Annotated in this window: 8 protein-coding genes and 2 pseudogenes; 6 read left to right on the top strand and 4 right to left on the bottom strand. The window is 63.4% G+C overall.

Annotation, left to right across the window (positions count from 1 at the left end):
- Positions 1-124: 124 nt before the first annotated feature.
- Both J9892_RS01100 and mscM read right to left on the bottom strand, forming a co-directional pair.
- The gene (locus J9892_RS01100; protein WP_109111952.1) at positions 125-802 is read right to left on the bottom strand and encodes a glycerophosphodiester phosphodiesterase; all 678 of its coding nucleotides are present in this window, start codon (positions 800-802) and stop codon (positions 125-127) included.
- A gap of 29 nt (positions 803-831) precedes the next feature.
- On the bottom strand, positions 832-4,107 hold the full coding sequence (mscM, locus tag J9892_RS01095) for a miniconductance mechanosensitive channel MscM (protein ID WP_045525588.1): 3,276 nt from the start codon (positions 4,105-4,107) through the stop codon (positions 832-834).
- A gap of 153 nt (positions 4,108-4,260) precedes the next feature.
- Here mscM and J9892_RS01090 point away from each other — a divergent pair, with 153 nt between their 5' ends.
- Complete coding sequence (locus J9892_RS01090; protein ID WP_109111950.1) at positions 4,261-5,595, top strand: MATE family efflux transporter; 1,335 nt, start codon at positions 4,261-4,263, stop codon at positions 5,593-5,595.
- A gap of 87 nt (positions 5,596-5,682) precedes the next feature.
- On the opposite strand, the gene J9892_RS01085 is transcribed toward J9892_RS01090, so the two are convergent.
- Positions 5,683-6,510 (bottom strand): M23 family metallopeptidase, encoded by an 828-nt coding sequence (locus J9892_RS01085; RefSeq protein ID WP_039039573.1) that lies wholly within the window; start codon positions 6,508-6,510, stop codon positions 5,683-5,685.
- 137 nt (positions 6,511-6,647) lie between these two features.
- On the opposite strand from J9892_RS01085, the gene J9892_RS01080 reads away from it, so the two are divergent.
- Together J9892_RS01080 and J9892_RS01075 are read left to right on the top strand one after the other, a co-directional pair.
- Positions 6,648-6,968, top strand: coding sequence for a hypothetical protein (locus J9892_RS01080; RefSeq protein ID WP_210537911.1), 321 nt, complete (start codon positions 6,648-6,650; stop codon positions 6,966-6,968).
- A 40-nt stretch (positions 6,969-7,008) separates the two neighbouring features.
- Positions 7,009-7,791 (top strand): BPSS1780 family membrane protein, encoded by a 783-nt coding sequence (locus J9892_RS01075; RefSeq protein WP_201921779.1) that lies wholly within the window; start codon positions 7,009-7,011, stop codon positions 7,789-7,791.
- A gap of 61 nt (positions 7,792-7,852) precedes the next feature.
- On the opposite strand, the gene J9892_RS01070 is transcribed toward J9892_RS01075, so the two are convergent.
- Complete coding sequence (locus J9892_RS01070; RefSeq protein WP_109111949.1) at positions 7,853-8,767, bottom strand: LysR family transcriptional regulator; 915 nt, start codon at positions 8,765-8,767, stop codon at positions 7,853-7,855.
- 120 nt (positions 8,768-8,887) lie between these two features.
- Here J9892_RS01070 and J9892_RS01065 point away from each other — a divergent pair.
- The 3 genes and pseudogenes from J9892_RS01065 (at position 8,888) to oxyR (ending at position 11,423) form a co-directional block, all read left to right on the top strand.
- A pseudogene (locus J9892_RS01065) lies at positions 8,888-9,757 on the top strand (Vmh family MBL fold metallo-hydrolase).
- Positions 9,758-9,831: 74 nt separating this feature from the next.
- Positions 9,832-10,469: pseudogene (locus J9892_RS01060) on the top strand (DsbA family protein); the annotation flags it as partial.
- A gap of 57 nt (positions 10,470-10,526) precedes the next feature.
- Complete coding sequence (gene oxyR / locus J9892_RS01055) at positions 10,527-11,423, top strand: DNA-binding transcriptional regulator OxyR (protein ID WP_010673817.1); 897 nt, start codon at positions 10,527-10,529, stop codon at positions 11,421-11,423.
- Positions 11,424-11,666: the final 243 nt, after the last annotated feature.

Genomic DNA, 11,666 nt, shown 5'->3' with positions numbered 1-11,666 from the left:
CATGGTGTTTGTTATTGTTATGAGCCAACTCTGTATCGGCTGGCTATGGACTTTATGTATCCCGGTGCACCGCATTTTTTCAATTCTTTTCACCTCCTTGTGGCCTGCCAGGCCGCGCCGATACTCAGCTGAATCGATCTGGCCGGTTGGTGAAGATGCCATCGACACCCATGCTGGCGAGGGCGCTCCCATCACTCACTTCGTCGACCGTGTAGACCAGGATCTTGAGCCCCCGGCGATGGGCATCCGCCACCAGGGTCTCTTCGACGAAATCCACGTCGCAGTTCAGTGACCAGGCCCCCAGCGTCTCGGCGAAGGCGGCGCCGTCGAGGGGCAGGCTGGCCGTGAGGGCGCCGATCCTGATTTCCGGTCGCAGTCCCTTGAAGCGTAACAGCTCGGGATGATGAAAGGAGGAAACGATCCAGTGCGCCTGGGTAAAGCCAAGCTCGGCCTCGGCCCGCCTGGTCAGGGCGGCCACCGGCTCGGCGGTGTGGGCGCCCTTGAGCTCGATGTGCAGTTCGCAGCGCCCCGCCACCAGTGCCATCACCTGCCACAGGGTCGGGATCCGCTCCCCGTCCCCCGCATCCAGGCTCGCCAGGTACTCCCGGGATTGCCCGGTCAGCACACCCTGGCCGTTGGTGCAGCGCTCCAGCCGCCGGTCGTGGAAGACCCAGAGCTCTCCGTCGGCCCACTGCACGTCCAGCTCGATGGCTTTGGCACCCAGATCCAGCGCCAGGCTCATCGCCTTGAGGGTATTCTCCGGGGCCAGGCCGCTGGCACCGCGATGGGCAATGATCTGCATGATGGCTCCTGTTGTCGTCTTTGGGGGCTTCATCCCCGGCTCATCCGGATGTCGATCTGCTGATGTGGCAGATGCATGCCGACCTGGCCGAGTTTCTCCAGGATCAGGGAATGTACCTCGTGCGTAATGGGCATCCGGTGATCCATGTTGTTGACGTAGAGCCGGATCTCGTAGATGAGGGCCGAGTCGGTGAACTCGATGAGGAACACCTCCGGGGCGGGCGTATCCAGCACCAGGGTGGACTCGCGCACGCTCTGCTCCAGCAGTTGCTGTACCTGCTTGGGATTCTGGGTCAGGCCGATGCGAATGCGCAAGCGGACCCGGGTGATGGCATCGGACAGGGACCAGTTGATGAACTGCTCGGTGATGAAGGCCTTGTTGGGGACGATGATCTCCTTCCTGTCCCAGTCCACTATGGTGGTGGCGCGGGTCTTGATCTTGGTGACGGTGCCGGTGAGATCACGGATGGTGACGGTGTCACCCAGGCGGATCGGTTTTTCGAACAGGATGATGAGGCCGGAGACGAAGTTGGCGAAGATCTCCTGCAAGCCGAAGCCCAGCCCCACAGAGAGTGCTGCCACCAGCCACTGGGTCTTGGACCAGTCGATGCCGAGCATGGAGAAGCCGGTGAGGGCGCCAATCAGCAGCACCAGGTACTTGCTCACCGTGGTGAGGGCGAAGCCGGTGCCGGGGGAGAGGCTCAGGTGCTGGAGCAGGGTGAGCTCCATCAACCCTGGCAGGTTGCGGGCGGTGACCACCGTCAGGATAAACGCGAAGACGGTCAGCATCAGATCCTGCAGGGTGATGGCGGAGAGCTGCTCGATGCCGGCCACCTTGCTGCTCACCTGCCACACCTCGATGCTGCTGAGGAAGCTGAATGCCGAGTTGAGATCCGACCATTGCACCACCACCAGCATGGTGAAGCCCAGCATCAGCAGGGTGCGCACCAGGCCGAGGGACTGAGCGCTGATGGTATCCAGATCCAGCTCGGGCTCCTCCACCACATCGGGGATCTCGGAGCTGAGATCGTCCTCTTCCCGCTCCCGCTGCGCCAGGATCTCGGCCCGCTTCTGCTTGGCGCGATCGAAGGCGAGTCGGCGGCGCTGGATCAGCATCCAGCGGTGGGCCAGATAGTAGACGAGCAGGCAGCCGAGCCCCGCCAGAAGGCTCAGCTCCAGCTGGCGCAGCAGGGTGCGGGAGGTGTAGAAGTAGCCGAACAGGGCGCCCAGCACCGCCAGCAGCGGGGCCAGCATCAGGCTGTTCCAGATGAAGTGGTGCAGCAGATGGGGCTTGGTCATGTCTGCCTGACCCCAGGTGAGGGGCAGTTTTTCCCGGTTGAGGCGGGCAAAGAAGAGCAGCAGCCAGAGGGCCCCGATGATGAAGGCGAGGCGCCCCAGGGAGTCGTAGAAGGCGTGTTCCTGATAGCTGCTCGCCATGCCCTGTACGAAGAAGCTCGGGATCAGCACCAGCAGCAGGGTACGAAACTGTCCCCACACTCGCTGCACCCGCTCCTTCTGCCAGCGGAAGTGGAGGATGAGGATCCCCTTCTCCAGAGTGAGGTGGCGCGCCACCAGCAGGGCCAGCAGCAGGAACCAGATTTCACCCAGGCCCCGGGCCACCGCCACCGCGAAGGGATATTGCCAGGCGCCGTCCAGCAGGCCGTGCACCATGAGCACCATGGCGGGCAGCGGCAGGGCGGCGAGCACGGAGCGCACCAGCAACCGGCTGGTGAGGCTGAACTTGTCCTGGGTTACCTTGCCGATGCGCGGGGCAATGTACTGGCTGTATTGAATGAGGTGGCGGGCCAGTTTCAGCCAGCACCAGGCCAGCCCCAGCAGCCCGAGGCCAGCCAGGGTCAGGCTCAGGGGGTTGTTCTCGGCGATGGCCCTGGGCAGTTGCAGCCAGTTGGCCGGGTTGAAGGCAAGGCCGAGGGCGGCCGGGACGCCGAGCAGCACCGCCGGGCTCAGGGGGCGCACGTCCGGCATCCAGAACAGATGGCTGGCGCTGAGTTCGCGGATCTCGTCGATCTTGCTGTTCTGGCGGCTGTAGAGCAGCTTGAGGCGGGTCTGCTCCTGAATGAGGGTGTCGGAGGCATCGTTGAGCCGGGTCAGCAGTTGCCGCCTTGCCTTGAGCAGGTTGTCCAGCACGGCGCGCTGGGCCCTGTCCAGGGTGATGCCGTCTCCACTGAGCAGGCTGTTGCGCAGCTGGACCGGATCCTTCAGGGCATCCTGCTCGGTCTCGTACTGGTATTTGGCCATGCGCGCCTTGACGATGGCTGACTCCAGCCGCTCCAGCGGGAAGTAGGCGGGCAGATCGGCCAGCTTGCTGCGCAGGTTCTCGCCGTAGGCGTTGCTTATCTGCAACCACTCCAGCTGTTCGCGCACCGAATTGACCAGCTCGTTGAGCCCGGAGAGGGAGGTGTCCACCCCCCGTTGCTCGTCCTGCACCCGTTCAATCTGGTCCTCGAGGGCCCCCAGTTGCAGGGAGAGGGCCTGGTTTTGCTGCTGTTGCTCCTGCAAGAGGGGTAGGTCAGAGGTGAGCTGGCGGCGCAGGCGTTCGCTCTCGGCCAGGGCCTGCTCGGTCTTGTCCCGGCGCAGCTGGTTCTGCTGGGCAAGCAGACTGGTCTGCCACTCATCCTCGTCGGTGATGGCGAGGTTGAGCTCCTGCAGCTTGAGCTTGCCCAGATCGTTGCGCTGCTGGGCGGAGAGCTGCTCCAGCTCCAGCATCTGGATCCGGTCGGAGAGGCTCTGCTCCTTGAGTCGGGTGGCCAGTTGCTGGGCCTCCTGCAACCTGTCCGACTCGTTGCTGAAGCTCAGGCGATCGAGCAGGGAGCGGGTCTGGAGCAACTGCTTGCGCAACTCGTCGACCCGCAGGTGATACTCCTGGCCCGTGCTCTCAAGCTGGTTGAGGCTGTCGGTCACCGCCTGACGCTCCTTGCGCAGGTTGAGCTGGCGGTTGCTGCTCAGGCTGATGGCCTGGCGCAGGGCATCCTCCTTGAGGGAGGAGAGGGACGGGCGGGACTGGGGCTGATAGTTGTGCAGCCCCTCCTTGAGACGGGCGGACTCCTTGGGGTAGTCGATGAGGATCTGCTGGTAGGCCTTGCCCTGTTCCCGGTAGCGCTGGGCATCCCGGGCATATTGCAGGGCCTGCTGGTAGCTCTCCCGCAGTTGCTGGTTTTCCGGGGTATCCGTCTTGGGGATGCTTTGCAGCAGCTCCTCTACCTGAGTGATGGCATCATCAGCCTGGACAGCGGAGAAGGGGAACAGGCTGAGACAGAGCATCAGACAGAGCAGGCGTTGCAACATGGCGCACGTTTCCGTTCAGGAGAAGTCGCCCTAGCCTAAAGCAGGGGCCGGGGCGGGTAAAGCCCTCAAGATGAATGATCCACGGCACAAATAACGGGTGATCCGGGTCTTGTTTGGCTATTATTCTGGCCGTTCCCCTTCATTGAGCAATTTATGTCCTCCGTCGATCTGGGCACGGCCCCCCTTTCCCGCCTCTTCTTGCGTTACGTCACCCCCACGGTGGCCGCCATGCTGGTCACCGGCATCTATGTCACCATAGACGGCATCTTCGTCGGCCATATCCTGGGCCAGGACGGGCTGGCCGGCATGATGCTGGCGTACCCCATCTGCGCCGTGCTCTACGCGGTGGGGGCCCTGATCGGCATGGGATCCTCGTCGCTGGCCTCCTTCTATCTGGGCAAGGGGGAGCAGGCCAGGGCGCGCCACATCGTCGGCAATGCCCTGGTGATGGTGCTCATCGCCTCCGCGCTGCTTGCCTTCATTGGCATTCGTTACGGCGAGGCCATGCTTGTCTGGATGGGGGCGCAGGGGGTCATCTTCGACGCAGGCTTTGCCTATCTGCAGTGGTACGCCTGGCTCGGGGTGTTTGCGGTGCTCTCCATGGCCTTTACCGCCCTGCTGCGCAACGACGGGCGACCCGGCCTCACCACCTGGATCCTGGTGGGGGGCGGCGTGCTCAACGTGCTGCTCGACTACCTGCTGATGGCGGTGATCCCCTGGGGGCTGGCGGGGGCCGCCATCGCGACCATGCTCTCCCAGGCGGTCACAGGGGGCCTGTGCCTGTGGCACTTCTTCACCCCCCGCAGCCAGTTGCGCATTCGCTGGGATACCCTGGTGCCCGACTGGCGGCTGATGGGGGAGACATTGCGACTCGGGGTGTCGAGTTTTCTGATGTACCTCTACCTCTCGGTGGTGCTGGCGCTGCACAACAAGGCGCTGCTCTCGGTGGGCACTTCGCTGCACGTGGCCGCCTATGGTGTCATCAGCTACAGCGAGGCCTTCTTCTATCTCATCTTCGAGGGGATCGCCATGGGCATCCAGCCTATCGCCAGCTTCAATGCCGGGGCGGGCAACTGGGCACGGGTGCTGCGGGTGCGCAACCTGGCATTGGGAGTGACCATGGCGGTGGCACTGTGCGGGATGATCCCGCTGTATCTGTGGCCAGAGGCAGTGGTTTATCTGTTTGCGGGGGACAATGCTTCCCTGTTGCCGGTGGCGACCCTCGGTATCTGGCTCTACTTCTGGGGGCTGCCCATGGAAGGCTTGCTGCTGGTGGGGGCCACCTATTTCCAGGCCATCAACCGGGCCCGCATCGCTTCCCTGCTCACCGGCGGCAAGCTGGTGCTGATCGGCGGTTTCCTGTGGGGCTTCTCCTCCCTGTGGGGAGTGGCCGGTGTCTGGCTGGCGCTGCCCACTTGCAGCACTCTGCTGGCCCTGGTGATGTGGCGGGCGATGAGCAGGGAGGGGCGCCAGCACAGCGCTGCCTGAGATGTGGTCATGCGTCCATGAAAAAGGCAGCCAAGGCTGCCTTTTTCATTTTGAGTGCCCCTGCCTGTGGGCGGCAGGTTGCCGGCCTCAGGGCTTGAAGGCGCCGATAAAGATGGCGGGGTCGACGCGGGCGTCGTTGAGGCTGACGTTCCAGTGCATGTGGGGACCGGTGGCGCGGCCGGTGGCGCCGACCCGGCCGACGATGCCACCGCGGGGCAGGCTCTGGCCCAGCTTCACGTCCACCTTCGACATGTGACAGAACATGCTAATGAGGCCCTGGCCGTGGTCGACGAACACCGTATTGCCGTTGAAGAAGTAGTTGCCGATGAGGATGACCTTGCCAGCGGCTGGTGCCTTGATGGGAGTGCCAGCTCCGACCGCGAAGTCGAGGCCGGAGTGGGGGTTGCGCTCCTCGCCGTTGAAGAAGCGGCGCAGCCCGAAGGGACTGGAGAGCGGGCCCTGGACCGGCTTGTCAAACAGCAGGTTGCTCGGCTGAGCCGGACTGAAGGTCTGGTAGGCGCGGGTCTGTTCGGCAAGCTCCCGGTTGATGCGGGTCATGTCTTCGGCCAGCGGATTGACCTGGCGGCTGTTCTTGAGCTTGATGTGCTGCTCACGGTAGTGCTTGGTGCCGACCGTGAAACTCAAGGTGCGGCCATCGCTGGTGGTCACCTGATGGGGGCCGGGCGCGCTCTTGAGCGGGATGCCGACGATGGCAATCCACGTCTTCCCGTCTTCCTGTACGACCAGCACAGGCTTGTCCTGATAGCGCACTGCGGGCGCCTTGGCCCCGCTTCCCAGTGGTACCACGGCCACGCCCCCCGGCACCGGGTGGTTGAGCAGGCGGCTGATAAACCCCGGTTCGGCGTGAAGCGCAGGGCTGCCGAGCAGCAGGAGAAGAAAGAAGAGGCGGCGCATGATGGCTCCATCGGATCAGGGGGAAAGCAAGAGGGGGGAGATGATGCCACATTCTGGCAGTGCTGTCCGTCAACCGTGGCCGATAAACTCGTCGGCTGCGGCCCAGAAGGACGCAACGGACACGCCATTGCAGCGAGGTGAATGCTCTGGTTGCGGGTGCCCGCTTTCCCTTCGACCTTGCCAGCCTGATCAGGGGGCCGCTGCGCTACCGCTTCTCGGGGGGGCTCGCGAGCGACAACCGCTTCATCACCACCAGCCTGGCCGGTGTCGGGGTGGGCATGGTCGAGCAGGGGGCCCTGACCCCTATTCCATTCGATACCGCCATCGCGGTACCCTACTCGGCGGCGACCCAGGCCACCGACTGCAAGATGAGGCTCTCCCCGACCCAGCTGCCGGGCCAGGTAGTACGCACCGGCCCCTACACCGGCACCATCATGGTCACGGTGAGCGTGCCCTGAGGAGACGCCGCTTCGCCCCTATTTTTCGACGAGGTCAATGATGAACAGTGACAGGGCCCTGCGCCACGAACCCAAACGCCATGGCATAGGACAGGGCTGGATCTGGATCCGCACCGGATTCGACATCTTCAACAAGGGGATGGGTGCCAGCGTGGCCATGATAGTGCTCTGGTTTGTGGTGGGCATCGTGCTGGATCAACTGCCGGCGGGGGGCTTGATCTCCCAGTTGCTCTACATGGTGTGGGGGGCTGGCTGGGTGGCGGTGGCGCGGCGAGGTCACCAAGGCGAGGCGCTGCAATTTGGCGACTTCTTTGCCGGTTTCCGCCATCGGTTGACCCCCTTGATGCTGGGGGGCCTGATGGTGCTCGGCCTCATCATGGGGATCCTGATGATCTGTGTGTTCCTGCTGCACCAGTGGGGACTTACCGGCCTGTTGTCCGCGGATCCGGGCTCCCTGGCGCTGACCCCGGAGCAGGCACGGGGCTTCCTCGTCTGCGCCCTGGTGGGATTGGCACTGTTCGTTCCCGTGCTGATGGCCATCACCTTCGCCCCCGCCCTTATCCTCTTCCATCAGGTCGGGGTCTGGCAGGCAGCCATGCTCAGCTTCAAGGGATGTCTGCGCAACATGTGGCCCTTCCTCTGGTGGGGGCTGCTCGGGGCCGTGCTGATCTTCTTTGGCGCACTCCTGATGCTGGTGGGCCTGCTGGTGGTGCTGCCTGCCATCAACTACTCCATCTATGCCGCCTATCACGACATCTATCTGGAGGATCAGGAGGCCGAGGAGGGAGAGACCCCGGTCAAGGCATTCGGTTTCGAAGCCTGACCGGGCACAGGATGGAGCAAAGAGGGGCCGCGAGGCCCCTTTTTTGTGCGGCTCGCAGGGATCAGAGAGAGGGAGGGGCTTCCTGCCACAGGGGATCGTCCGCCATCCGCTCCACGAGAAAGTCGAGGAAGCTGCGCAGCAGGGGGGACATCTGTTTGCGGGTGCCATAAACGGCATAGACGCCGAGGCGCTTGGGCTGCCACGGGGTGAGCAGGGGGACCAGGGCGCCGCTTGCCAGATGGGGCTGAACCGAGTAGGCGGGTTGCAGGCTGATCCCCGCCCCGTCCAGGGTGGCGGCCAGCAGCAGGTTGGAGATGTTGGCGCTGAGGTTGCCGCTCACCGGGACGGATTCGGGACCATCGGGCCCCAGAAACTCCCACAGGCTCTTGCCGAAATAGGTGTAGGTGAGGCAGTTGTGCAGTGCCAGATCCTGCACCTGCTGCGGCGGAGCATGGCGGGCCAGGTAGGCTGGGCTGGCGCACACCACCGAGTGGCAGGTGCCGAGCCTGCGGGCCACCAGGTTGGGATCGAGGTCGTTGGTGATGCGCAGGGCGAGATCGATTCGCTCCTCCACCAGATTGACCGTCCGGTCCAGCAGCAGGATGTCGATCGCCGTGCCGGGGTAACGGGCCAGGTAGTCGTTCGCCGCCCCGACCAGCAGGGCTTCGGAGAGAGAGTAGCTGCAGGTGATGCGCAGTTGCCCCTTGGGGGCCTCGTCATGGCGGATGGCCAGGTGTTCCATCTCTTCCCCCAGGGCCAGCATGGCTCTGGCCCGGTTCAGCGCCTCTTCTCCCGGCCCGGTCAGGCTCAGCCGGCGGGTGGTGCGGTGCAGCAATCTGGCCCCCATCCAGCGTTCCAGCTCGGCCAGGTAGCGCGACACCATGGCGCGGGACATCTCCAGTTTCTCCCCGGCGCCGCTCAGGCTGCCCTGTTCCACCACGCAGACGAAGACCCGCAATGCGGTCAGCCTATCCATCTTGTGCCCCTATATGATCGATTTATGCAACAGTGATGCGCCTATTATGCGGTATTTGTATCGATGGTGATGCAATAAACTGCGCTCATTCCATTAATCCACACCGATGAGCGTTATCTGATGAACAACACACTGCGTACCCTGACCCTGACCCTGACCCTGACCAGCCTCCTGATGACGGGCTCCGCCCTGGCGGCCCCCCTGACCGTGACCGTCTACAACCCCGGCGAGAAGGCGATCTTCCCCGTCTCCTCCTCACTGGTAACCGGTGACAAAGAGGCCATCCTGATCGATGCCTAGTTCGATGTGCAACATGGTCAGGCGCTGGTGGACATGATCAAGAAGAGCGGCAAGAAGCTGACCACTGTCTATATCAGTGCCGGTGACCCCGACTTCTACTTCGGTCTGGAACCCGTCATGGCTGCGTTCCCGGATGTCAAAGTGCTGGCCGACCAGCATGTGGTCGACCATATCAAGCAGACCAAGGATGCCAAGCTGAGCTACTGGGGCCCGATCCTGGGCAAGGATGCACCCAAGAGCCTGACCGTGCCGCAAGTGATGACGGCCAGCCACCTGACCCTGGATGGCGAGAAGATTGAAATCAAAGAGATGAACACCCCGAATGCCTACCTCTGGGCCCCTTCCATCAAGACGGCCTTTGGTGGTGTACCGGTCTACAGCGGCGTGCACGTCTGGATGGCGGACAGCCAGTCCAAGGCCGCTCGCAGCAACTGGGTCAAGGCGCTGAACAACCTGCTGGCCCTGAAACCCGAGCGTGTGGTGCCGGGTCACTTCCTGGGAACTGCGCCCAAGGGTACCGAAGCCGTGACCTTCACCCGTGACTACGTGCAGCGTTTTGAGCAGGAGCTGGCCAAGACCAAGCACTCCGGCCAGCTGATTGAAGCGCTGAAGAAGGCTTACCCCTCCCTGCCGGTCGACGATGGCCTGGCCATCGGTGCCAAGGTCAATACCGGCGAGATGAAGTGGTAACTCCCTGACGCCTACTTCCCTGTGTTTTTTACCGGGCCCGAGGGCCCGGTTTTTTATCCAGCATTGAAGCGAGAATGATGATGAACGAAGCGCAAACAACCCTCCATTATGTCTATGACCCCCTCTGTGGCTGGTGCTATGGCGCCGCCCCCCTGCTGAAAGCCGCTGCCGAGATCCCGGGTCTTCGCATCGAACTTCATGGGGGGGCCTCTGGATGGGCGCCAGGCGCCAGGCCATGGGCCAGCCCCTGCGGGACTATGTGCGCCCCCATGACGAGCGCATCCACGCCCTCACCGGACAGCGATTTGGTGAGCGCTACTTCAGCGAGCTCCTGCTCAACGAGTCGCTGCTCCTTGACTCCGAGCCGCCCATTCGCGCCGTTCTGGCGGTGAGCGAGCTTGGCGGCGACGGCCTTGCCTTGTTGCACCGCATTCAGGAGACCCACTACCGGGATGGGGAATGGGTCGGTTCCCCGACACGGTTGGCGGCGCTCGCGCTGGAGCAGGGGCTGACACCGGAGGCATTCGCCCTGGCCTTTGGTCGGGTCGATCTTGTGGGCCATCTGGCCACAAGCCAGGCGTGGCTGCGCCGGCTCGGCGGGCAGGGGTTCCCGACCCTGGTATTGATACAAGGGGAGCGCGTCGTTGCGCTGCCTGTCTCCTCCTATCTGGGAGAGCCATCGGCATTCGCGGATCACATCGCCTCCCTTGTCCCCCGCACCGTTCTTGTGCATGCTATCGGCCTCATTGAACGGCAGGATGCAGTACCTATGAACCTTCGCGATCTCGAATATCTGGTAGCGCTGGAAGAGGAGAAACACTTTCGCAAGGCAGCGGAGCGCTGCTTTGTCAGCCAGCCGACCCTGAGTGGTCAGCTGCGCAAGCTGGAAGATGAACTGGGAGTGATCCTCATCGAGCGCACCTCCCGCAAGGTGCTGTTCACGCCCGCCGGCGATGCCATGGCCCGTCAGGCGCGCAAGGTGCTCAAAGAGGCGCGAGAGCTCAAGAGCATAGGCCAGCACTTCGCCGAGCCCATGTCCGGCGAGATCCACATCGGTTTCATTCCCACCGTGGGCCCCTACCTGCTGCCCCACATCATCCAGGATCTGCGTGAACACTTCCCCAAGCTGGAGTTCTACCTCTACGAAGATCAGACCCAGGTGCTGCTCAAGCGGCTGGAGGAGGGGGAGCTGGATTGCCTCGTGCTGGCGGAGCTGGAAGGGATGGAGGGGTTTGGCGCCATCCCCCTCTATCAGGAGCCCATGTGGCTGGCCGTCCCCCAGCATCACCCGGAGGCGAGCGCCAAGGCGGTGCCCCTGCACAATCTCAAGGGCAAGAAATTGCTGATGCTGGCCGACGGTCACTGCCTGCGGGATCAGGCGATGGGTTTCTGTTTTGCCGCAGGCATCGGTGAGGATCAGCGCTTCAAGGGCACCAGTCTGGAGACCTTGCGCAACATGGTCGCCGCTGGCAGCGGCATGACGCTGGTGCCCAGGCTCGCCGTGCCCGCCAACCCGGAGGAGGGGGGTGTCAGCTATCGCCCGGTAATCAACCCCGTGCCGGGGCGCACCATCTCCCTGCTCTATCGTCACTACTCGGTGCGCCGCCCCTGCTTCAATGAGCTGGCGGCCCGCATCTCGAGTCTGATGAAAGCCCTGCTGGGCTGACGCAGCCCGCTCGTCATCCCGAAACAAAAACCGGCGCCTGGGCGCTAATGCCGATCAGTTAAGGATCCATTGACCGATCCTCAGGCTGTGTAAGAACCCGAAACTCCTTGTTGGGTTTCGGATTTTTTTATGCGTATCGACCAAGCTCTCGACTTCATTCACGCCTGTCCTCCCGGAAAGTTTGAGTCCCTGTCTGACCTGCTGTCACCTGAACTGGTGCAGGCTTGCTTGGCCGAGACGGGC

The organism is Aeromonas sp. Prich7-2 (assembly GCF_017939255.1).
Lineage (GTDB): Bacteria > Pseudomonadota > Gammaproteobacteria > Enterobacterales > Aeromonadaceae > Aeromonas > Aeromonas caviae.
The sequence above is the reverse complement of the archived record's forward strand: the minus strand, read 5'-3'. Positions and strand labels throughout refer to the sequence as shown.